Here is a 22,035-nt window from a genome sequence, read left to right as displayed (position 1 = left end):
GCGCCTGCGCCGCCGGCAGCAGCAGACCGAGATCGGCTCCCGCGCCGGCGCTCGGCGCCCGCCCCAGCACGATCCACGACAGTTTTTCGGGGTCGGGCACATTCGGCTGCGACACCAGCCGGATCAGCGGCCGGCGCGCGCTGCCGCCGATCTCGAGGCCCGCTTCCACCGCCAGGCCCTTGCGCAGGGTCACGACGTTCAGGCCCGGATTGTCGAGCGGCCCCTGGAAGTTGATCAGACCGCGTTCGATACTCAGGCGCTGCCCGTAGCCGCGGTAGCTGCCGCCGACGGTGGCGATCGAGCCCACCGCCTGCAGCGGCTGCCCATCGCGTCGCCGCAGGCGCAAGGAGCCCGTCAGGCGCGTGTCGACACCCAGCGCGGAAAGGTAGAAGTGATCGCCCATCGCCACGCCGACGTTGGCGGTGAGCTTCATCGCGCCGCCCGGGACACCTTCTTCGCGCCCGAGGATCACCACGTCGTCGGACAGACTCGGCGGCGGCGAATCGGCCATCTCGATGTAGCCCGCATCGGCGCGCAGGTCGGCCGTCAGGTCCAGGCTCGTCCAGGTGCTGCTCGCCGTGCCGGAACCGGACAGGATCAGCCAGCGGTCGCTGCGCTGCAGGATCGGCAGACGCTCAGCGTCGAAACGGAAGTTCCCGCCACCACTTTCGAGCGCAATCTCGCCGGCCGCGCTCAGACGGCCCGGCTCACGCGTGAAGCGCTCGACCGGCACGCGTCCGTCGCGCGGACGCACGCGGTTGGGCGAGACGAATTCGAGCTGCGTCAGGCGCAGGCGATCGCGATCGAACTCGGCGAGCAACTCGCCGCCGGACAGATGCAGGCCCTGATCGACCAGCGCCAGCGACAGCGCGTGCCCTTCGATCCGCCCGCTGGCGCGCGGGGCCGCCGGCGTCCCAGCCAGCGCAAAATGCGCACCGAGGCTGCCGCCGGTGACGATGTGCTCCTGCATCAAGCGGCCGATCCAGGCAATCGACGGCATCGTCAGGCGCCCGGAGCCGAGCACTGCGGCATCCGGTGCGAGTCGCCAGCCGCCCTCGGCCGTGCGCTCGGCCAGCGCAGTCACCGATCCGGCGAGCTCGCCCAACTCGGAGCCCCGCCCCTCCAATGCCAGCGCCAGCCGATTATCCTGTGCAGCAAGGCGTGCCTCCAAGTGCTCCAGACCCAGCCGCGCCGGAATTTCGCCGGTGACCACCAGATCGCCCGCCTCGCGGAACACCCGCGCCGAGCCTTGGGCCGTGGCACCAAGCTCAATATCCCATTCCGCCCCCAGCAGCAGCGGTCCCGGGCCGCGCCGCAGCCGTCCCTCACCTGGCACAGCACGCGGCCGATCGCGTTGCCCTTCGGGACGGGCAGTGAGGCCGAAGGCGAGGCCGGTGAGCGAGCCCCGTGCGACGATGCGTTGTCGCGACCATGATGTTTCATCGAGCCGGATCCGTCCGCGCTCGCCGGCATCCAGCACCGCCTGCGCCAACTCGATCCGCCCGGGGCCGAGCACCAGCGCGGCCGGCGCGGTAAGCCGCGCCCCCCAGCGCCCGGCGGTTTCCAGCGTCAGGACACGCCCCTGCCACAGCGCCCCTTGGCGCTCATCGCCATCGCCCACTTCACCTGCCTGCGCGCCGCCCTTGTCCACGCTCGCCGCTTCGCCATCAAGCGCCAGCAAGCCGCCCTCCAGGCGCAGACGCAGACTATCGCGTTCGAACCCGCGCGCGGTGAGATCGAGCACGTGGGCACGCCGTGTGCCGCTCACGGTCACCGCGGCCTCCTCCACCCAGTCGGGTGCGCGGATGGCTCCCCCGGATTTTCCCGTCACCGTCGCAACCGGTCCCACCCCGCTCAGGCCCACCACCAAGTGCACGGCCCCGTCGGCCCCGGCGCCAATCCGACCGTCCGCGTTGAGCACGGCGACCCTCACACCGCCCGGCAGCCGCAGCGCCTCACCGGACAGCTGCATGCTGCCGGCCGGCTCCGCGAGCGTACCTGTCAGCGTCGCAGTGCCCCGGGCTCGCCCGCCAAAACCCTCGCCGAGCGCCGCCAGAGCGGGCGCGTCGACGTCCACCTGCAGGGCATCCTGCGCCAGCCCCCATGCACCACGCGCCTGCAGCCGGTTGCCGGCCAAATCAATATCGAGTGCCCCGTCGGCGAGGCGCGACCCCTCGATCACGGCACGACCGCTACCCTGCAGGGGCCGTCCCTGCAAGCGGCTCGGACGCAGGTTTACGGCCAGATCGTAGCGCGGCGATTCCGCCAGCGCCGCTGCCACACGGAAATCGAGATTCAGGCGAGCACTCGGCGCATCGACGCTGAACGCCTGCGGATCGAAGGCGACGAGCTCGCCCGTTGCCGCCAGGCTGCGTCCCCCGGCAGGCGCCTTCGCCGTCATCACCCCCTGACCCCGGATACGCGCCTCGCCAACCTGCAAGTCAAGCTCCGCGGTCTGACGTTCGAGGTCGCCAGCAGCCGCCAGATGGCCGGCAAGGGTCGAACGCGGCAGGCGCGTATCCAGACGCTGCAGCTCCACCGCCACCAGCTGCAAGCTCGCGCTCAAGCGCCCGATCGCGTCGAGCACGCCATCATCCGCGCCCGCGGTCGCCGCATTGCCCGGCTCGTTGACAGCGGCAGCAGCGGCATTATCGTCCGCCGCGCGCCAATCCAGCCTACCCGTCACCCGCCCCTTGCCCGGCAGCTCCAGCACCAGCGTCTCGGCGCGCGCGCTCTGCGGCGTCCAGTGCACTTGCGCACTCAGGCGCGAAAACGGCAATCCCTTGCGATCGAGCGTCGCGGGCTTGCGGTTGATGATCGTGAACGGGCCGGCCAGCCCCCATCCGCCCCCCGCCGGATCGGCTTCCGCCGACAAGTCGGCCTCGATGCGCAAGGCCGCGTGCGGCGCCTGCGGCTGGAAAACAGCGGGATCAAGATCGCCCAGCGCAACACGCAGCCGGCGCAGCGGCACCGGCGCAAAGGGTGCCGCCAGCACGTCGGCATCCCCGCTGAGCCCCGCGCCCTCCGCTGCCACATGCAAGTGCGGCGCCAACAGATCGCCGGTGGCGGCGAGCGTCAGTTCGTAGTCACGGCCCTCATGCGTGCCGTGCAGAGTACCCGTCGCAGTCAGCGCAAACGGCGTCGCGCTGTCGATCTCGCCGGCGAGGCTGGCGCGCCCGAACGGCAGCACGACGTCGAGCGCCGCGATGCGATGGCGGCGTCCGTCACTGTCGAGGCTTGCCGACAACTCCGACAGTTCAAATCGGGATTGCGCCTCGGCGTCGGGCTCGGGCGTCCACTCGCGCACGCTGAAATGCCCGACGCGCAGCGATTGAAGTGCCAGTGACAGTGGTACCGCGAGCGAATCGGGTACGACCGGGGGCGCCGGCGCGTCATCCGGCCGCGAGGAAAGATCGATGCGATCCGCCGACAGTTCGGCAATATTGAGGCGCCCGTCGAGCAGCGCCTCCGGGTGCCATGTCAGTGCCATCCCCTGCACACGCACGCGCAGATCGGGCAGATCGATGCGCAGGCCGGCGATCTGCAACGGCCCGGCGAGACGCCCGGCCGGCGCCTCCAGCACCACGCGCCCGCCACTCAGCAATCCGGCAAGGCTCGCTGCGGTGCGCAGCCCCGCTTCGGTCAATACCAGCCACGCCGCCGCCAAAGAGGCGAACACCGCCAACGCTAGCGGCATCAGCAGCCAAACCGCAAGCCGCCAGAAGGGGCGACGCCGTGCGGGGGATTGTGCCGGCGACGACATGCGTCGCGCCGTTCAGCCGAACAGCGCGCGCAACTCCTCGCCCGGATCCGGCGCACGCATGAAGGCTTCGCCGACGAGGAAGGCATGCACGGCGTTCGTACGCATCAGCGCAACGTCCTGCGGCTTGAGAATGCCGGATTCGGTGACCACGATGCGTCCGGCCGGGACACGTGCGAGCAGGTCCAGCGTCGTCTGCAGGCTGACATCGAAGGTGCGCAGATTGCGGTTGTTGATGCCGACAAGCGGTGTCGCGAGTTGCAGCGCGACGTCGAGCTCGGCGCCGTCATGCACCTCGACCAGCACCGCCATGCCGAGGCTGTCGGCGATCGCCTCCATCTCGCGCATCTGCTCGAGATCCAGCGCCGCCGCGATCAGCAGGATCGCGTCCGCCCCCATCGCGCGGGCTTCGAACACCTGCCACGGATCGACGAGAAAATCCTTGCGCAGCACCGGCAGGTCGCAAGCCGCACGCGCCGCCTGCAGGTACGCCGGCGCACCCTGGAAGAACTGGCGGTCGGTCAGCACCGACAGGCACGCCGCGCCGCCGCGCTCGTACTGCACGGCGATCTCGGCGGGGACGAAATCCTCGCGGATCACCCCTTTCGACGGGCTCGCCTTCTTGATCTCGGCGATCACCGCGGCCTCGCCAGCGGCGATCTTCGCACGTATCGCGCCGACGAAATCACGCGCCGGCGCCTGGGCCTCGGCCTCGGCCCGCACCTGCGCCAGCGACCGCAGAGCCTGTCCGGCCGCCACTTCGTCCCGCTTCACCGCGAGAATCTTGTTCAGGATGTCACTCATGCCGGGCTCACGCGAACTTGCGGTTGTAGGCGAGGAAATCGTCGAGTTTCGCGCGCGCCGCACCACTCGCGATCACTTCGCGCGCACGCAGGATGCCGGCGCCGATCGAGTCCACCAGATTCGCGGTGTAGAGCGCGACGCCCGCATTCAGGATCACCACCTCGCGCGCCGGCCCTGGCCTGTTATCGAGCACGCCGAGCAACATCGCCTTCGATTCCTCTGCCGTCTCGACGCGCAGGTTGCGCGTGCCGGCCATCTGCAGGTCGAAATCCTCGGGATGGATCTGGTATTCGCGGATCTCGCCGTCCTTCAGCTCGCCGACCATCGTCGCCGCGCCGAGGCTGACCTCGTCCATGCCGTCCAGGCCGTACACGACCAGCACGTGATTCGCGCCGAGCCGCTCCATCACCCGCGCCTGGATGCCGACCAGGTCGGGATGGAACACGCCCATCAGCGTGTTCGGCGCGCCGGCCGGATTCGTCAGGGGTCCCAGAATATTGAAGATCGTGCGCACGCCCATCTCGCGGCGCACCGGCGCGACGTTCTTCATCGCGCTGTGATGCGCCGGCGCGAACATGAAGCCGATGCCGGTCTCCTCGATGCACTCGGCGACCTGCTCCGGCGCGATCCCGAGCTTCACGCCGAGCGCCTCGAGCACGTCGGCGCTGCCGCTCTTCGACGACACGCTACGACCACCATGCTTGGCGACACGCGCTCCCGCCGCCGCCGCGACGAAGATCGTCGTCGTCGAGATGTTGAAGGTATTTGCGCCGTCACCACCGGTGCCGACGATATCGAGGAAATTCTGGTCCGGTCCGGCGACGGTCACCTTCGTCGACAGCTCGCGCATCACCGTCGCCGCCGCCGTGATCTCGCCGATCGTTTCCTTCTTCACGCGCAAGCCGGTGAGAATCGCAGCGGTCATTACCGGGGACACCTCCCCGGCCATGATCTGGCGCATCAGCGACAGCATCTCGTCGTAGAAGATTTCGCGGTGATCGATCGTGCGCTGCAGCGCTTCCTGGGCGGTAATGGTCATGGCAGGCCTTGTACGGAACAGGGTGGCGGAACGTCCGGCGACGCCCACCCGCGGGTTTCAGTTCTGGTCGAGGAAATTCTTCAGCAGCGCGTGGCCGTGCTCGGTGAGGATCGACTCGGGGTGGAACTGCACCCCTTCGACCGCCAGCGTCTTGTGGCGCACGCCCATGATCTCGCCGTCGTCGGTCCACGCTGTCACTTCCAGACAATCGGGCAGGCTCTCGCGTTCAATCGCCAACGAATGATAACGGGTGCAGGTCACCGGATTCGGCAGGCCGCGGAACACGCCCTGGCCTTCGTGGAACACCGGCGAGGTCTTGCCGTGCATCAGGCGCTTGGCGTGCACGATCCTGCCGCCGAAGGCCGCGCCGATGCTCTGGTGGCCGAGGCACACTCCAAGGATCGGCAGCTTGCCGGCGAATTCGCGAATCGCGGGGACCGAAATCCCGGCCTCCGTCGGCGTGCAGGGGCCGGGCGAAATCACCAACTGGTCGGGCTTCATCAGCGCGATCTGCTCGAGCGTGATTTCATCGTTGCGATACACCTTCACCTGCGCCCCCAACTCGCCGAAGTACTGCACGAGGTTGTAGGTGAAGCTGTCATAGTTGTCGATCATCAGCAGCATGGACTTGTTCCTTCTTGCACTCCGGCCGGCTGTGCGCGGCCGAACAATTGCCGAACCCGGGTGGGACTCACCGGAAATCCGCGACACGGGATTTTCAGTCGACCCGCGTATCGAGTCCGGATTCCGCCATTTCCGCGGCACGCAGCATCGCACGCGCCTTGTTCTGGGTTTCCGTCCACTCCGAATCGGGATTCGAGTCGGCGACGATACCGGCACCCGCCTGGACGTGGATATGACCATCCTTCACGACCGCCGTGCGGATCGCGATCGCCAGGTCCATGTCGCCGTGAAAGCCGATATAGCCGGCCGCGCCCGCATAGATGCCCCGCTTGACCGGCTCGAGTTCGTCGATGATCTCCATCGCACGCAACTTCGGCGCCCCCGACACGGTGCCCGCCGGGAAGGTCGCGCGCAGCACCGCAAGCGCGTTGAGCCCATCCTTCAGACGCCCCTCGACGTTCGACACGATGTGCATCACGTGCGAATAGCGCTCGACCATGAACTGCTCGGTGACCTTGACGCTGCCGATCTCGGCGACTCGGCCGGCATCGTTGCGGCCGAGATCGAGCAGCTGCAGGTGTTCGGCGCGCTCCTTCTCGTCGGCCAGCAAATCCGCTTCGAGTGCCAAATCGTCCGCGGGGGTCGCGCCGCGCGGCCGCGTGCCGGCAATCGGCCGCACCGTGACGCGCTTGCCCGCACCATCCTCGTCGAGACGCACGAGAATCTCGGGCGAAGCGCCGACGACCTGAAAATCCTCGAAATTGAAGTAAAACATGTACGGCGAGGGGTTCAGCGTACGGATCGCCCGATACAGCGCCAGCGGGCTCGCCGCGAACGGCTTGCTCATGCGCTGCGCAAGCACCACCTGCATGATGTCGCCGTCGATGATGTATTGCTTGGCGCGGTTCACCGCGGCCTTGAACGCCTCTTCGCCGAAGCTCGACACCGCCGGCTGCGACTCGGCGCACACGTCTTCGGGAATCTCCACCGGCGCACGCAGCCGCGCGAGCAGTTCGCGCAGGCGCTTCTTGGCGCGCTTGAACGCCCCCGGCACCTCCGGTTCGGCATACACCACCAGCGTCAGCTTGCCGGAGAGGTTATCGACGATCGCGATTTCCTCCGACAGCAGCAGCAGCACGTCCGGCGTGCCCAGATCGTCCTTCTTTTCCGTCTTGGCCAGGCGCGGCTCGATGTAGCGGACCGTGTCGTAGCCGAAGCAACCCACCAGACCACCAGCGAAACGCGGCAGACCGTCGCGCGGCGGCACCTTGATGCGCGCCATGAATTCCGCGACGTAGTTCAGCGGATCGCCGTAATCGCGCCGCTCGACCAGCCGGTTGCCGGTCAGCAGCAAGGATGAGCGGCCATACACCTCGATGCGGGTGGACGCTGCCAGCCCGATCATCGAATAGCGGCCGAAGCGCTCGCCGCCCTGCACCGATTCCAGCAGGTAGGTATAGGGCTCGTTGGCGAGTTTCAGGTAGATCGACAGCGGTGTATCGAGGTCGGCGAAGGTTTCGAGCGTCACCGGGATACGGTTGTAGCCCTGCGCGGCCAGCGCGTTGAATTCGTGCTCAAGCATGGAGACTCCACAACAAACGGTTTGATTCGGGCAAGGAGTGCGGGCGCATCGGCAGCCCGCGAAAGCAGTCGCGTCTTATCGGCCCGCAGGCCACGAGCGCCAGCTGCGCCAGCGCAACGGCACGGCGGCAAACTCGATGCTTTCCTTGTCCGAAGCCCGGCTCTTGTGAGTCACGATGTCTGGATGTGATGGGAATAATGAAGCCGGGGAAACCCCTCAAACCGCCTCGATGCGGCCGAGCGCCCCGGTTGCATTCGATAGTAGCCCATCGCATTCGATGGTGTCCACCGGCATGCCCTCGCTATAACCGTAGGTCACCAGCAGCACCGGCATGCCCGCCGCGCGCGCGGCGAGCGCGTCGTTGGCCGAGTCGCCGATCATCAGCGCGTGATGAGATGCGACGCCGAGCAGATCGCAGGCGTGATGCAGCACCGCCGGATCCGGCTTCTTCACCGGCAGGGTGTCGCCGCTGACGACGGCGCCGAAATACGGCATCAGCCCGGTGCGTTCGAGCAAGGGCAGGGTGAAGGCTTCCGCCTTGTTGGTGACACAGGCCAGCTGCAGGTCCATTGCGCGCATCGCATCGAGGGTGTCGAGGATACCGGGATAGATGCGCGTGCTCTGGCCATTGACCAGCATGTAATGTCGGCGAAAGCTCGCAATGGCCCGCTCGACCTCGGCATCGCTCGCCTGCGCATCCTCGGTCATGCAGCGGCGCACCAGGTTCGGGATGCCCTTGCCGACGAAGGAATGGATCTGCGCGAGCGGTCGCCGCGGCCGGCCAAGCTCATCGAGCATGCGGTTGGACGCCTCGGCCAGGTCCTCGATGGTGTCGAGCAGCGTGCCGTCGAGATCGAACAGCACCGCCCGCACCGCAAAGCGCGCAGCGCTCACGTGCCCCCCTGCTTGCCCACCGCGGCCAGTTCCGCGCGCATCGCCGCGATCACCGAGTCATAGCGGTGAGGATCGGCATCGCGCCCGGCACCGAACACCGCCGAACCGGCGACGAAGGTGTCCGCGCCGGCGGCGGCAATCTGCGCGATGTTGTCGACCTTCACGCCACCGTCGATCTGCAACAGGATGTGCCGCCCGCTCAGCGCCTCGTAGGCATCGAGGCGTTCGCGCGCCGCGCGTAGCTTGTCGAGCGTACCGGGAATGAATTTCTGCCCGCCGAAACCCGGATTCACACTCATCAGCAGCACCATGTCGATCTTCTCGAGCGAGTAGTCGAGGTAGTGCAGCGGCGTCGCGGGGTTGAACACGAGGCCCGCCTGACAACCGGAATCGCGAATCAGTCCGAGCGTGCGGTCGATGTGGTCCGAAGCTTCCGGGTGGAAAGTGATCATGTTTGCACCGGCCTTGGCGAAATCGGGCACGATGCGGTCGACGGGCTTCACCATCAGATGCACGTCGATCGTGGCCGCCGTATGCGGCCGGATCGCCTCGCACACCAACGGGCCGATCGTCAGATTCGGCACGTAATGGTTATCCATCACGTCGAAATGGATCCAGTCGGCGCCGGAGGCGATGACGTCGCGGACTTCTTCGCCGAGCCGGGCGAAATCGGCGGAGAGCAGGCTGGGGGCGATGCGATACATGGATACGTTCTCCTGTTGAACTGCTGACGGGATTCTAAACGGTCAAGCCACGCACGCGCCCATTGGAACGCCGCCGGCGACTAGCGTTCAGCGCACGCAGACACGGCGGATCTGGTCCATGTTGGTAATGCCCGACAGCACCTTCTCGATGCCGTCCTGGCGCAGCGTGCGCAAACCCTCGGCGAGCGCGACACTGAGCAATTGCGCGACCCGCGCGCGCTCCTGGATCATGCGCTTGACCTCGGACGTCGCGACCATCAGTTCGTGCAAGCCGACGCGCCCCTTGAAGCCGGCATTGCACTCGGGACAACCCACCGGCCGATAGAGCGTGAAATGCCCCTCGGCGTCGGCATGCGCCGCGCGCAGGCGTGCAAACACCGCGGCACGGGCGCTCGCTGCGTCGGCACGGAAATCGGGGGTCCCGTTCATGTCTTCGCAATACTCGTCGAGCAACTGCAGGACCTCCGCCTCGTCGGGCCGATATACCTCCTTGCAGTGACTGCACAGGCGCTTCGCGAGCCGCTGCGCGAGCACCCCGAGCAGTGCATCGCCGAAGTTGAACGGGTCCATGCCCATGTCGAGCAGGCGCACGACGGATTCGGGTGCGCTGTTGGTGTGCAGCGTCGAGAACACCAGGTGGCCGGTCAGCGAGGCTTCGATGCCGACCGATACCGTCTCGTGGTCGCGCATTTCGCCCACCATGATGACGTCGGGGTCGGCACGCAGGAAGGACCGCATCATCGTCGCGAAGTCGAGCCCGGCCTTGCGGTTGACCTGCACCTGGCGCAAGCCCTTCTGGGTGATTTCGACCGGATCCTCGGCGGTCCAGATCTTGGTTTCCGGCGTGTTGATGTGGCCGAGAATGGAATGCAGCGTCGTCGTCTTGCCCGAACCGGTGGGGCCGCAGACGAAGAACAGGCCGTAGGGCTTGACGATCGTGCGCTTGAGGCGCTCGAGATTATGCGGCGTCAGGCCGAGCTGATCGAGCTTGATCGGCTCGCTGTTCGCCAGCAGGCGCATCACCACGTCTTCCATGCCACCCGCGGTAGGCACCGTCGCGACGCGCAGCTCGATGTCCAGCGGCGCGAACTTGCGGAACTTGATCTTGCCGTCCTGCGGCCTGCGACGCTCGGAAATATCGAGATCGCACATGATCTTGATGCGTGTCACCAGCGGATTGCGGTAGCTCGCCGGCACCTGGATGTAGGGCGTGAGGGTGCCGTCCTTGCGGAAGCGGATGAGCGTCTTTTCCTTTCCCGGGCGCGGTTCGATGTGAATGTCCGACGCGCCTTGGCGATGGGCGTCGATGATGATCTTGTTCACCAGCTTGACGAGTTCGTTGTCCGCCGCCGCCGATACGTCGTCCGCCGCCGACATTTCCTGCTCTTCTTCGAGCAGGTCGTGCAGCAGATCGGATACCGAGCCCATCTCCATGGTCGGTTCGAAGTATTGGTTGACGGTCTGATCGAACTCGCAGCGGGTGGTCACGCGATACGCCAGCCGGCTCTTCGGAAACACGTTCTCCGCCATGCGCGAGGTGCGCACGTGCTCCGGGTCGAAGGTCAGCACGACCACGCCTTCGCCCGTCTCTTCCAGCGGCAGCCACTGGCTCTGCTGTACGTATTCGCGCTTGATGTTGCGCAGCAGGTCGATCTGTTTCACACGCTCGGCGCGGAACGGCTCATACGGCACATTGAAGAAGCGTCCCGCCGCCTCGCCGATCTGTGCCAGCGTTACCCCGAGTTTCTGGACCAGCACATCCTCGATCGCGGCCCCCACTTCGCGCGCAATGCGCGTCGCCTCATCCAGTTCGTGGCCTGTGATGCGGCCATCGGTCACCAGCGCGTGGTAGCGCGAGCGCAGTGTCGCCGGCGCCTCGCTGCGTTGCGCGAACGCCACCCCCAGGGTTTGCGCGAGCCCCAGCAGGCCTTCCTTGGCAACACTGGAGAAATCTTCGCCACTGCGCGGGTTGATGACCTGGATAACACCGTGCAGCGAGCCGTTGCTGGGATCGATGATCGGCGCCGCCAGCATCTGCCGCGTGCGATAGCCGCTGAGATTGTCGCTCGCCGTGCGGAACTTGAGATCGGGCGAAATCGCCGCAAGTTCGGCAGCGTCGTAGACATCGTGCAAGTTCAGCGATGCGCGGGTCAGCGCCACGTAGCCTGCGATGCTGCTCTCGTCGATCGGCAGGCGTGTACCGGGCACCGCTCCGCGCCCCGTCTTGACGCGAGCTACCAGTCGGTCGCCCGATTCATTGACGGTGAAGAAGGACAGGCGGTCGGCACCGAACAGTGCGCACAGGTCGGAGGACAGCTCGAAGATGATTTCATCGATGTCCTTGCTCGCATGGATGCGGGTCGTGATTGCCTGCAGGCCTTTGAAAAAAGCCAAGCGCGCGGCAACTTCGCCGCCGGCGCCGGACTTTCCTTGCATCGTGCTGAGGGGCATTCGGGAACCTGCTGTTCGGGACGGTTAATGGCGGGTAGTGATAACTCACCATTCTAGCTGTCCGCACGCGGCGGGAAAAATCAGAACTCGATTATTTGCCCTTGCCGCAACGCCTTCGGGCGCAAGCGTCCACCCGCCGCATCGATCTGGGCCATGATGCGCTCGCCATGGCCGGGCTTGAGGTGACTGATGTACACCTCAGGGGAGCTGACGATTTCTCCGAGTATCGCCGCCAGGATGTTCGGGCACAGGTGGCGCGAGGCGAGCGCGAGCCCTTGCTGCTCGTCCGGGAAAGCCGTTTCGATGATCAGGTGGCGCAGGGATGCGCACCGGTTGATCGCGGCAATGAATTCCGGGGAGTATGCCGTGTCGCCCGAGAACACCAATTGCCCCCCGCCACTGTCCAGGCAGTAAGCCACTGCAGGCACGCTGTGCACGGCGGGCAGCACGGTAACGGTGCGCGTTCCGAGTCGCACCGATTCGCCCACATGCAGCGGCTGCATGCGCAGGAACGGGCGGCGGCGGTCGGGAATCGCGGTGAAATCCGGCCAGATCAGCCAGTTGAACACGTGCGCACGCAGGATGCGGAGAATCTCCGGCGTCGCATATACGGTGAGTGGCACGCCGCGCATCTCGCCCACCGCGTCGACAAGCAGGGGTATCGACGCGATGTGGTCAAGGTGCGAGTGGGTAATGAATATATGATCGATGGACGCCAGCGCGTCGAGCTCCAGGTCACCTACCCCGGTGCCGCAGTCGATCAGAATGTCATTATCGGCCAGGAAAGCGGTCGTGCGGGCGCCAGCCCCGCCAATGCCTCCACTGCAGCCGAGCACCTTGAGCTTCATCGGTCCCCGCCATTCCGGTGCTGATTTGCCTGCGGCGCTTCAGCTTTTTATAGTGCTTGCTACCCTAACACCGGCTGGCGCCAAACGACGTGCACTACCTCACGCCCTCCTGTCTGGCCGTACGGAAGTTCAGGAGCGCAGCGAAAACGCCATCCTCACTCCAGCGATCTCGAGAATGTCACGATCATTGAGCGGGTGGGCACTGGTGCTGATCGGGCGCTCATTGAGCAGCGGGAAGCTTGCCCCCTCGACATGGGTGATGAAATAACCTTGCGGCCGGCGCATGATCACCGCGACCTGCTTCCCGGGCTTGCCGAGCGTGGTCAATGCCTTGGCGAGCTGAAGCTCGCGCCCGGCATTCGGGCCGGTCAGCACATTGATGATGCCCAGTTGCGAATTGTCGAAATCCGCTTCCGCGCTTGCGCCGGCGATCACCTCCGCCGGCAGCATCTGGGTCTCGCCTGCTGCGGGACCGGACGCCCCCGCTGGCGACGCCGCCGACGCTGCAGGCGCTCTGACGTATTCCGTGGAGGGAGCGACCGGACGCAGGCTCTCGGCGATGAACTTCAGCCGGTACTTGCCGAGTTCGATAATGTCATTGTGGTGCAGCACGCATTTCTTCACCGACTGCCCGTTGACGTAGGTACCGTTGGTGCTGTTCTGATCTTCGAGAAACGAGTCGTCGAGGATCGTGGTGATGAGTGCGTGGTGCCCGCTGATCGCCAGGTTGTCGATCTGGATGTCGTTGCTGGGCTTGCGCCCGATGGCAATGTGCTCCTTGTCCAGGATGATTTCCTTGAGCACCAGCCCGTCCATGCTGAGGATCAACTTCGGCATTGTTGTCTTTCCATTCATCCAGATGACCGGCGGAGGTCAAACTGCCATGCGCGCCAGTATCACGGAAATATTGTCCCGCCCGCCCCTGCAGTTGGCCAGCTCGACCAGCCGATCGGCAGCAGGCGCCAGCAATCCGTCGCCGGTGATGATCGACGCGAGCACGTCCGCGATCTCATCATCGGCGAGCATGTCGGTCAGCCCGTCGGAGCACAGCAGAAAAATGTCGCCTGCACGCGCCGCATGGGTTCCGACTTCAGGCACCACGGTCGCCGAAACGCCCAGGCCGCGCGTCAGCAGGCCGCGGAACTGCGAGCGCGCAGACTCCTCGGCACTCATGATGCCGCCGTCAACCAGCTCCTGCAACATCGTGTGATCACGGGTCAACTGCTGCAGCCCACCCTCGCTCAGCCGGTACAGGCGCGAGTCGCCGACATGGACCGACACCACGCAGTCCGCGAGGAAGGTCGCGACCACGAGGGTCGAACCCATGCCGGAGAGCTCAGGCGTTTTCATCGCCTCACGACGAATCTCGTCATTGGCCACACACACGGCACGGCTCAGTACCCCGGCGAGCGCATCGGGGCCCTCGGCACGCCCTGCGCTCACTTCGTATTCGAGCCGCTGCAAGGCTGCCGCCACCGCAATCCGCGACGCGACGTCACCGCCGCGATAGCCCCCCATGCCATCGGCCAACAGGGCCCAGGCCTGCGTCTGGCGGACTTCAAGCGCGTCTTCATTGCGCGTCCTGACCCGGCCGACGTCGCTGCGCGCACAAAATTCCATGTGCGGGACCGACTGAGTACCGTGGGCGCGTCGTGACGTCATCTCAGTAAGGCAAGGCGCAACCGAGCCCGCGTTCGCGCGCGAGCGCGACAACGCGCGCCGCGACGGCAATGTCCTGAATCGCCATGCCTTGCGACTCGAACAAGGTGATCTGCTCGGGCGCGGTGCGTCCCGGCCGGATACCGGCCACCACCTCGCCGAGTTCGACCCAGCGTCCCGGCTGGGTGCGCCCCTTTTCCAGCAGGGGCATCAAGTCGCCCGCCTCGCGGACCGCCACCTCGCGCGAATCGACACAGATTACCGCCGCACGCCTGACCGCGGCCTCGGACAGTTCCTGGCGGGCCAGGCTGTTCGAGCCCGCCGCGGTGATGTGCAGGCCTTCGCTCAGCCAGTCCGCGTCAAATAGCGGTTTGGGCGAGTTCGTGATGGTGACCACGACGTCCGAGCCGCGCACCGTTTCCTCGGCGCTGGCGGCCGGCACGACCTCGCGCCCGGTTTCGCGACTCATCCTTTCGCAAAATGCCGTCAGCCGCTCGGGATTGCGGGCAAAAACCTTCACCCGCTCGATCGGCCGCACCGCGCACAGCGCCAGCACCTGACTCTGCGCCTGCCACCCGGAGCCGAACACCCCGGCAATACGTGCCTCCGGCCGCGCCAGCCATTTGGCCGCAACGCCGCCGGCCGCCCCGGTGCGCATCATGCCAAGGCGGTCGGCCTCGAGCACGGCAACCGGGTCACCATTGGTGGCATCGAACAGGTGCACCCAGAAACGGGCCCGCCCGCCGCCCGAGGTGTATACCTTCAGGCCCGACAGGTTCAACGCCGGCACCCCGCCCTGCAGCAGGTGTGTCATCGTCGCCGGCAGGCGCACGCGCTGGCGCGGATAGTCGACCGTTTCGCCACGCCCGTGGGCGGCCATCACCTGCTCGACCGCGTCGAGCGCCATCTGCATATCCAGCACGCTGCCGACCTCTTCTTCCTTCAGATAAAGCGTCATATCGCTCCAGCCATTCATTCAGGAAACCTGTGCCACCCTGGGCACCGGCGCGCAGCGCTACATGTCTCTGGCTATTCTAGCCCTGCAGCGGGCGAAAAAAAGCCCGCCCCGAAGGGCGGGCCTTGCTGTGCGGTTTGCAACGTACGCGATTTACATCACGCCGAGCGCCCTGGGCAGGACGAGCGAGATCCACGGCACGTAGGTGATCAGCACCAGGAACACCAGCATCGAGACCAGCCACGGCCACACTGCGACGGTCAACTCGGTGATGCCCATCTTCGTAATGCCGCTCGCGACATAGAGGTTCAGGCCGACCGGCGGATGGCACATGCCAACCTCCATGTTGACCACCATGATGATGCCGAAGTGCACCGGATCGATGCCGAGCTTCACCGCGATCGGGAACAGGATCGGCGCGAGGATCAGCACGATCGACGACGGCTCCATGAAGTTGCCGGCAATCAGCATCAGGACGTTGGCCATGATGAGGAAGCCAATCACACCCACGCCGGTACCGATCATGGTGTCCGCCATCGCTTGCGGAATGTTCTCGTTCGTCAGCAGGAAGGAGAACAGCACCGCATTGGTGATGATGTACAGCAGCATCGCGCTCATGTTCGCCGAGTTCAGCAGCACCTTGGGCACATCCTTCATGCTCAGGTCCTTGTACACGAACACTGCAACGATGAACGCATACACTGCGCTCATTGCGGCCGCCTCGGTCGGTGTGAAGATGCCGGTATAGATACCGCCCATCACCACCACGATCAGGAACAGGCCCCACGCGGACTCCTTGAACGCCCGCAGGCGCTCACCCCAGCTCGCCTTCGGCTGGCGCGGGTAGTCGAACTTGCGCGCGCGGTACCAGGTGGTAACACCCAGGAAGAGCGCGAGCAGCAGGCCCGGCACGACGCCGGCCATGAACAGCGCACCGACCGAGGTATTGGTCGACACCGAGTACATGACCATCACGATCGACGGCGGAATCAGGATGCCGAGCGCGCCGGAAGTGGTGATGACGCCAGCGCCGAACTTGTTCGGGAAGCCCTGCTTGACCATCGCCGGCAGCAGGATCGCGCCGATCGCCACCACGGTGGCCGGGCTGGAACCCGACACTGCGGCAAAGAGCGCGCACGCCATCACCCCACCGAGACCGAGACCGCCGTACCAGTGCCCGACCATCGACGTGGCGAAGTTGATCATCCGCCGCGCCACCCCGCCGTGCGTCATGAAATTGCCGGCGAGGATGAAGAACGGAATCGCCATGATCTCGAACTTCTCGATCCCCGTGAACAGCTTCAGCGCGACCGATTCGATCGGCACCTGGGTCATCGTGAACAGAAAGGTCAGTACCGTCAGACCCAGCGAAATGGAGATCGGCATCCCGGTCAGCATCAGCACCAGGAGCAGCACAAAAATGATTGCGGCGCTCATTTCTTGCCTCCTTGGTCGCCAGTGCGGCCCTCGCCCATTTGTTGATGCTTCAGGTCATGCGGATGCAGGTTGTCGCCCATGTCGTACGGATTCACGTCGACTGGCACATCGTCCTCTTCAATACCATCCACGTGCCCATGATCATGGTGCGGCAGCTCACCCGTGCGGATGAACGCGACCATCACCTGCAGAAAGCGGAAACACATCAGGTAGGTACCGAGCGGGATCGCCGAGTAAACCATCCACGTCGGCCACTCCAGATCGGGCGTGGTCGGCCCTTCGAACAAATCACCGGTATCCATGCCGAGCCAGGCGAGAATCTGGTAATGCGCACCATTTTCGAGCACGAACGTCAGGCCCAGCGTGCCGACGATGCCGGTAAACAATGCCCCTGCGGCCAAGCCGATAACGATGAACTTGGCGCGAGTGGCGTCGGACAGGCGGTTGATCAGCACATCGACGCCGACGTGGATACCCGTGCGCACACCGTAGGCGGCGCCGAATTTCGCCATCCACACGAACATGATGATGGTCAGCTCCTGTGCCCAGCCGAAGTGCAGGGACAGCAACCAGTCCTGCACGCCCGGAATGGCGAGGCCGGAACCGTAGCGGTGCCCGACAGAGACGAAAATGATGAGCGTCGCTGCGCCCATGAGGAAGGTGATGAGCCACTCCTCGATGTGATCAAGGACTTTTAGCATGGGATTCTCCCGTCACGAAAACGCCCGCCGGAGAGCACGCCGGCGGGCGTTGAGCGAATGATGGATTACAGCTTGGACGGATCGAAACCGGTGTCTTTGTATATCGACTGGATGGTTTCCGCGCCGATGCGCGACTCCATCTTCTTATGCACCGGCACCAGCGCTTTCTTGAAAGCCATCTTTTCCGCGTCGGTCGGCTTGTAGATCGCCGTCTTGCCCGATGCTCGCACCGCCTCGAGCGCCTTGTCGTTCTCTTCGCGGGCGATCTTGTTGGCGTACTCGGTCGATTCCTTAATTGCCGTTTCGAGCTGGCCGCGCACCTCGGCGGGCAGACCATCCCAGAACTTCTTGTTGGTGATCACCGCATAACCCAGATAACCGTGTTCGGTCAGGGTCATGTGCTTCTGCACTTCGTGCATCTTCTGCGTGTACAGGTTGGAATGCGGGTTCTCGGTGCCGTCCACGACGCCGGTCTGCAGCGCCTGATACACCTCGGAGAACGCCATCACCTGCGGAATCGCGCCGAGTGAGCGCATCTGCTCTTCGAGCACCTTCGACGACTGCACGCGCAGCTTCTTGCCCTTGATGTCGTCCGGCGTCTTGATCGGGGTATTGGCCGACAGTGACTTGAAGCCGTTGTCCCAGAACGCCAGCCCCTTGATCCCGCGTGCTTCCAGCTTGCTCAGCAAGAGTTTGCCGACCGGCCCCATCGTGACCTTGTGCAGGTCATCGTAGCCGTCGAAGATGTACGGCAGGTCGAATACCTCGAATTCCTTCACGCCCAGCGGACCGAACTTCGCCAGGGACGGCGCCAGCATCTGCACGGCGCCCAGCTGCAGCGCCTCCATTTCCTCCTTGTCCTTGTACAGCGTGCTGTTCGGATAGACTTCGACCTTCACGGCACCCTTGGTGTACTTCTCCGCCAGTTCCTTGAACTTGTCGGCGGCCTTGCCCTTGGGCGTATCGTTCGCCACCACATGGCTGAACTTGATCACTACGGGATCCGCGGCCACGGCGGCTGCGGACAGGCCGACGGCGACGAGTCCGACAAGAAGTGCACGCATTTTCATTTCCATCTCCTCCAGACAACTGATTTATTTGATCTGACCCGAATCCGGGGCGGTGCCATACGGCAACGCATAACGCCGGACACGCTTTTCACTTTATAGTCCGTCCACCCGGTGCAATATTGTGGTCTTCCGCAATGCCGCCTGTCGCAACCGCACGCCCCACATGACTCCACGCACCCAGACCGCATTTTCCGCGCGCCAGCGGTTGCTGACGGCACTGCCTTACCTGACGCTGCCCTTGTTCCTGGCCGTCATGGTCGCGCTCGTCTGGCTCACCCGCAGCTATGACGAAGAGGAGCAGCGCGCCACCCTCATCAACGACGTGCTTTGGCTTGAGCAGAACATGCAGTTCAAGCTCGACCGCAATGCCGCGCAGCTTGCGCAGATTGGTCATGAACTGCTGCTTGCGGACCGCCATCAACCACAGGCCGGCGCCGCGCTACGCCAACTGGTGCGCGCGGAAAACGGGCTGGCACGGGTGATCTGGCTCGACGCCCGCGGCCATACCCAGGGCGCCCTGCCCCCGGTCACCGCCGGCGACCAGATTGGCGAAACGCTCGGCGCGGTGCCCGCCGAATCGACCTTCCGCCTCGCTGCCGCGCTCGGTCGCCACGTGTACGGGCCGACCTACGAAGTCGCTGGCGGTGGTCACCAGTTCGAGGTGCACGTCCCCATCTACTCCGACGATGCCTTCATCGGCGCGATGGTCGGCATCTACTCGCTGCAGGATCTTGTCATCAACGAGCTGCCCTGGTGGTTTGCGGAACGCTATCGGGTCAGCGTCCGCAACTCCGACGGGCGCGAAATCGTCGCCAAGTCCAAGGTCGCCCCGCTGTCCGACACGCGCCGCTACTCGATGACCTTCGAACCGCCCGGCGGGGGTCTCACGCTGGAAATCACCGCCTATCAGGGCGAAACGCGCTGGGTGCCGGTTCTCCTGATCGGGTCGATCGTGCTGCTGAGCGGCATCCTGATCTGGAGTGTGTGGCAGTTGCGGCGCGAACTCGGACGCCGCCACAAAGCCGAACAGGCGCTGCGCGGCGAATCGCTGTTCCGCCGCGCGATGGAAGACTCGATGCTCACGGGCCTGCGTGCACGCGATCTCACCGGGCGCATCACCTACGTTAACCCGGCCTTCTGCAAGATGGTCGGTTATGACGCAGAGGAACTCGTCGGCTGCACGCCGCCGATGCCATACTGGGATCCCGACTACCGCGAGCAGACGCAGGAGATCCACGACCGTATCCTGAGCGGCGACGCCCCGGCCGACGGCTTCGAGATCCGGCTGCGACGCAAGAACGGCGAACGCCTCGACGCACTCATCTTCGAGGCGCCGTTGATCGACGCCGCAGGCCGACACACCGGCTGGATGGGCTCGATGCTCGACATCACCGAACAGAAACGCGCCCAGGAACTTGCCCGTCAGCAGGAAGAACGCCTGCAGGCCACCTCGCGCCTGATCACGATGGGCGAAATGGCCTCGACGCTGGCACACGAACTGAACCAGCCACTGGCCGCCATCGCCAGCTACAACACCGGCTGCCTCAACCGGCTCGACCAGCCCGACATCGATCGCGAGGAACTCAAGGACATCCATGCCAAGATCGGCCGCCAGGCACGCCGCGCCGGTGAAATCATCCGTCGCGTGCACGACTTCGTGCGCCGCTCCGAACCCAAACGCGAAGACCTCGACCTGAACCTCGTCATCAGCGAAGCGGTGAGCCTGATCGAAGCCGATACGCACAAGCGCGGCATGCGCATCGAGACCGATCTTGCCGAACATCTCCCATACATCCCCGCCGACCCGGTGATGATCGAACAGGTCATCGTCAATCTCGTACGCAATGGCATGGATGCCATGCGCGACAATCGGCCCGCACGGCGAACGGTGCGTGTCAGCACCCGCGAGGAAGGCGGGCATTTGGTCGTGTGCGTAGCCGACCGCGGCAAAGGCATCGATGCGGAGACGGCACGCCGCCTGTTCGAACCCTTCTTCACCACCAAGGCCGAGGGCATGGGCATGGGTCTCAACATCTGCCGTTCCATCGCCGAACTGCACCACGGCCGCCTCGGTTTCGAAACCAACCCAGACGGCGGTACCATCTTCACCCTGTCGCTACCCGTGGAACCCTCATGAATCCGCCTTGCGCCCATATCATCGACGACGACGAAGCGATTCGCGACGCCCTGCAATGGCTGTTCAAGACGCGCGACGTTGCCTGCGCCACCTGGCCCAGCGCCGAAAGCTTTCTTGATGCCGTGCAGCCCGACTGGCGCGGCTGCGCCGTGCTCGACATCCGCATGGAGGGCATGAGCGGCCTGGAGTGCTTCGACGCCCTGCGCGCGCGCGGCAACCAGCTGCCGGTGGTGTTCATCACCGGCCACGGCGACGTGCCGATGGCCGTCGCTGCGCTCAAGAAGGGAGCCTTCGATTTCATCGAGAAGCCGTTCAACGACAGCGACCTTGTCGATGTCGTCATGCGCGCGCTCGAAACCGATGCCGTGCGTCAGCGCGCCGACGCCACACGCGAGACGGTGGAAGCCCGCCTCGCACTGCTGACCGCGCGCGAACAGGAAGTCATGGAACTGATCCTCGCCGGCAAGTTCAACAAAGTCATCGCCGACGAACTCAACATCTCGATGCGCACCGTCGAAGCCCACCGCTCCAAGGTCTTCGAAAAGATGGAAGTCCGCTCCGCGGTCGAACTCGCGCAACTCGTCAACCTGGTGCGCGGCCGTCCGGCAGCTTAAGCATCGTGGCACACACAGACAAACCGGCAACGGAGCGCATGCGCATCGACAAATGGTTGTGGGCGGCGCGCTTTTTCAAGACACGCTCGCTCGCCAGCCAGGCGATCGAGGGAGGCCATGTCAAACTCAATGGCCACGCGATCAAGCCCGCCCGCGAGCTGCGGCCGGGAGACACATTGGAAATCGCAGTCGGCGATGTGCAGTGGACCGTGCGGGTGCGGGGTCTCAACGAGCAGCGCCGTCCCGCCCCTGAAGCACAGCAGCTGTACGAGGAAACCCGCGAGAGCATCGAACGGCGCGCCGCCGAGAAAGAAGCCCGTCAATTGGCCCCTGTGCCGGGCAGCGACCTACGCGGCCGTCCCACCAAGAAGGCGCGGCGACTGATCCGCGGCTTCAGCGAAGGGTTCTGAAGCGGTCGGATTGCGAACCCCGGCGCAGCAGGCTCAGCGCCGCCACACCGGCAACACCCCGGACTCGTCGGCCCCGCAGCGGAACTCGGCAGCGACGCCGATCTCGGCAATCCACGCCGCCTCGCCGTCGACGCGCAGCACCGGCAGGCGCGCACGCAACCACGCGGGAATACCGGCCTCCTGACACAGGTTCTTGAAGCTGCGACGTGGTCGCCCGACGCCCTGCCGCAATGCCAGGACCGGCCAGCGGACAGTCAGTTCGACTGCGCTGGCCCGCGCCAGCACGGCACGACTCAAGCCGGCGCCGGTAACGCGGTCGAAATGCACGACCCCGCCCCCCCAAGGC

Annotated in this window: 19 protein-coding genes; 3 read left to right on the top strand and 16 right to left on the bottom strand. The window is 65.3% G+C overall.

The features are described from left to right. The 15 genes from GPA25_RS21970 to GPA25_RS21900 form a co-directional block, all read right to left on the bottom strand. Positions 1-3,763, bottom strand: a 3,763-nt coding sequence (locus GPA25_RS21970) for a translocation/assembly module TamB domain-containing protein (protein ID WP_169262544.1), incomplete at its 3' end; no start/stop codon positions are given. Between the two features lie 12 nt (positions 3,764-3,775). Further along, complete coding sequence (gene trpC, locus GPA25_RS21965) at positions 3,776-4,564, bottom strand: indole-3-glycerol phosphate synthase TrpC (protein WP_169262543.1); 789 nt, start codon at positions 4,562-4,564, stop codon at positions 3,776-3,778. A gap of 7 nt (positions 4,565-4,571) precedes the next feature. After that, complete coding sequence (gene trpD / locus GPA25_RS21960; RefSeq protein ID WP_169262542.1) at positions 4,572-5,603, bottom strand: anthranilate phosphoribosyltransferase; 1,032 nt, start codon at positions 5,601-5,603, stop codon at positions 4,572-4,574. Positions 5,604-5,660: 57 nt separating this feature from the next. After that, on the bottom strand, positions 5,661-6,227 hold the full coding sequence (locus GPA25_RS21955; protein ID WP_169262541.1) for an aminodeoxychorismate/anthranilate synthase component II: 567 nt from the start codon (positions 6,225-6,227) through the stop codon (positions 5,661-5,663). A 94-nt stretch (positions 6,228-6,321) separates the two neighbouring features. Beyond that, a complete protein-coding gene (gene trpE / locus GPA25_RS21950) occupies positions 6,322-7,809 on the bottom strand; it encodes an anthranilate synthase component I (protein ID WP_169262540.1) in 1,488 nt (495 codons plus the stop codon). 216 nt (positions 7,810-8,025) lie between these two features. Then, complete coding sequence (locus tag GPA25_RS21945) at positions 8,026-8,703, bottom strand: phosphoglycolate phosphatase (protein ID WP_169262539.1); 678 nt, start codon at positions 8,701-8,703, stop codon at positions 8,026-8,028. Then, positions 8,700-9,407 (bottom strand): ribulose-phosphate 3-epimerase, encoded by a 708-nt coding sequence (gene rpe, locus GPA25_RS21940; protein ID WP_169262538.1) that lies wholly within the window; start codon positions 9,405-9,407, stop codon positions 8,700-8,702. Before rpe ends, GPA25_RS21945 begins: the two co-directional genes overlap by 4 nt. An 87-nt stretch (positions 9,408-9,494) precedes the next feature. After that, positions 9,495-11,858 (bottom strand): GspE/PulE family protein, encoded by a 2,364-nt coding sequence (locus tag GPA25_RS21935; protein WP_169262537.1) that lies wholly within the window; start codon positions 11,856-11,858, stop codon positions 9,495-9,497. An 80-nt stretch (positions 11,859-11,938) separates the two neighbouring features. After that, on the bottom strand, positions 11,939-12,706 hold the full coding sequence (locus tag GPA25_RS21930; protein WP_169262536.1) for a 3',5'-cyclic-nucleotide phosphodiesterase: 768 nt from the start codon (positions 12,704-12,706) through the stop codon (positions 11,939-11,941). A gap of 129 nt (positions 12,707-12,835) precedes the next feature. Continuing rightward, positions 12,836-13,543 (bottom strand): FHA domain-containing protein, encoded by a 708-nt coding sequence (locus tag GPA25_RS21925; protein WP_169262535.1) that lies wholly within the window; start codon positions 13,541-13,543, stop codon positions 12,836-12,838. 36 nt (positions 13,544-13,579) lie between these two features. Next, complete coding sequence (locus GPA25_RS21920) at positions 13,580-14,326, bottom strand: PP2C family protein-serine/threonine phosphatase (RefSeq protein WP_246266042.1); 747 nt, start codon at positions 14,324-14,326, stop codon at positions 13,580-13,582. A gap of 43 nt (positions 14,327-14,369) precedes the next feature. Further along, the gene (locus GPA25_RS21915) at positions 14,370-15,341 is read right to left on the bottom strand and encodes an ornithine cyclodeaminase family protein (protein ID WP_281357758.1); all 972 of its coding nucleotides are present in this window, start codon (positions 15,339-15,341) and stop codon (positions 14,370-14,372) included. 132 nt (positions 15,342-15,473) lie between these two features. Next, positions 15,474-16,757, bottom strand: a complete 1,284-nt coding sequence (locus GPA25_RS21910; protein WP_169262533.1) for a TRAP transporter large permease — start codon at positions 16,755-16,757, stop codon at positions 15,474-15,476. Further along, the gene (locus GPA25_RS21905) at positions 16,754-17,458 is read right to left on the bottom strand and encodes a TRAP transporter small permease (RefSeq protein WP_169262532.1); all 705 of its coding nucleotides are present in this window, start codon (positions 17,456-17,458) and stop codon (positions 16,754-16,756) included. The genes GPA25_RS21910 and GPA25_RS21905 overlap by 4 nt, the downstream gene beginning before the upstream one ends. Positions 17,459-17,523: 65 nt before the next feature. Further along, a complete protein-coding gene (locus GPA25_RS21900; protein ID WP_169262531.1) occupies positions 17,524-18,528 on the bottom strand; it encodes a TRAP transporter substrate-binding protein in 1,005 nt (334 codons plus the stop codon). Between the two features lie 163 nt (positions 18,529-18,691). Between GPA25_RS21900 and GPA25_RS21895 the strand changes: the two genes are divergently transcribed. From GPA25_RS21895 to GPA25_RS21885, 3 genes are read left to right on the top strand one after another with little or no spacing between them, the layout of a single operon-like run. Next, positions 18,692-20,665, top strand: a complete 1,974-nt coding sequence (locus GPA25_RS21895; protein WP_211163301.1) for a sensor histidine kinase — start codon at positions 18,692-18,694, stop codon at positions 20,663-20,665. Then, complete coding sequence (locus GPA25_RS21890; protein ID WP_169262530.1) at positions 20,662-21,279, top strand: response regulator transcription factor; 618 nt, start codon at positions 20,662-20,664, stop codon at positions 21,277-21,279. The genes GPA25_RS21895 and GPA25_RS21890 overlap by 4 nt, the downstream gene beginning before the upstream one ends. 38 nt (positions 21,280-21,317) lie before the next feature. Continuing rightward, positions 21,318-21,689 carry an RNA-binding S4 domain-containing protein gene (locus tag GPA25_RS21885; protein ID WP_169262529.1) on the top strand — a complete coding sequence of 124 codons (372 nt, stop codon included), beginning with the start codon at positions 21,318-21,320 and terminating at the stop codon, positions 21,687-21,689. Positions 21,690-21,722: 33 nt separating this feature from the next. On the opposite strand, the gene tilS is transcribed toward GPA25_RS21885, so the two are convergent. Further along, positions 21,723-22,035, bottom strand: a 313-nt coding sequence (gene tilS / locus GPA25_RS21880) for a tRNA lysidine(34) synthetase TilS (RefSeq protein ID WP_169262528.1), incomplete at its 5' end; no start/stop codon positions are given.

Origin of the sequence: Aromatoleum diolicum (genome assembly GCF_012910955.1) — a bacterium.
Lineage (GTDB): Bacteria > Pseudomonadota > Gammaproteobacteria > Burkholderiales > Rhodocyclaceae > Aromatoleum > Aromatoleum diolicum.
The sequence above is the reverse complement of the archived record's forward strand: the minus strand, read 5'-3'. Positions and strand labels throughout refer to the sequence as shown.

Bases quoted from the DNA above. Each gene is read 5' to 3' on its own strand.
- trpC (WP_169262543.1), bottom strand. From the start codon at position 4,564: ATGAGTGACATCCTGAACAAGATTCTCGCGGTGAAGCGGGACGAAGTG.
- trpD (WP_169262542.1), bottom strand. From the start codon at position 5,603: ATGACCATTACCGCCCAGGAAGCGCTGCAGCGCACGATCGATCACCGC.
- GPA25_RS21955 (WP_169262541.1), bottom strand. From the start codon at position 6,227: ATGCTGCTGATGATCGACAACTATGACAGCTTCACCTACAACCTCGTG.
- trpE (WP_169262540.1), bottom strand. From the start codon at position 7,809: ATGCTTGAGCACGAATTCAACGCGCTGGCCGCGCAGGGCTACAACCGT.
- rpe (WP_169262538.1), bottom strand. From the start codon at position 9,407: ATGTATCGCATCGCCCCCAGCCTGCTCTCCGCCGATTTCGCCCGGCTC.
- GPA25_RS21935 (WP_169262537.1), bottom strand. From the start codon at position 11,858: ATGCCCCTCAGCACGATGCAAGGAAAGTCCGGCGCCGGCGGCGAAGTT.
- GPA25_RS21930 (WP_169262536.1), bottom strand. From the start codon at position 12,706: ATGAAGCTCAAGGTGCTCGGCTGCAGTGGAGGCATTGGCGGGGCTGGC.
- GPA25_RS21925 (WP_169262535.1), bottom strand. From the start codon at position 13,543: ATGCCGAAGTTGATCCTCAGCATGGACGGGCTGGTGCTCAAGGAAATC.
- GPA25_RS21920 (WP_246266042.1), bottom strand. From the start codon at position 14,326: ATGGAATTTTGTGCGCGCAGCGACGTCGGCCGGGTCAGGACGCGCAAT.
- GPA25_RS21915 (WP_281357758.1), bottom strand. From the start codon at position 15,341: ATGAATGGCTGGAGCGATATGACGCTTTATCTGAAGGAAGAAGAGGTC.
- GPA25_RS21910 (WP_169262533.1), bottom strand. From the start codon at position 16,757: ATGAGCGCCGCAATCATTTTTGTGCTGCTCCTGGTGCTGATGCTGACC.
- GPA25_RS21905 (WP_169262532.1), bottom strand. From the start codon at position 17,458: ATGCTAAAAGTCCTTGATCACATCGAGGAGTGGCTCATCACCTTCCTC.
- GPA25_RS21900 (WP_169262531.1), bottom strand. From the start codon at position 18,528: ATGAAAATGCGTGCACTTCTTGTCGGACTCGTCGCCGTCGGCCTGTCC.
- GPA25_RS21895 (WP_211163301.1), top strand. From the start codon at position 18,692: ATGACTCCACGCACCCAGACCGCATTTTCCGCGCGCCAGCGGTTGCTG.
- GPA25_RS21890 (WP_169262530.1), top strand. From the start codon at position 20,662: ATGAATCCGCCTTGCGCCCATATCATCGACGACGACGAAGCGATTCGC.
- GPA25_RS21885 (WP_169262529.1), top strand. From the start codon at position 21,318: ATGCGCATCGACAAATGGTTGTGGGCGGCGCGCTTTTTCAAGACACGC.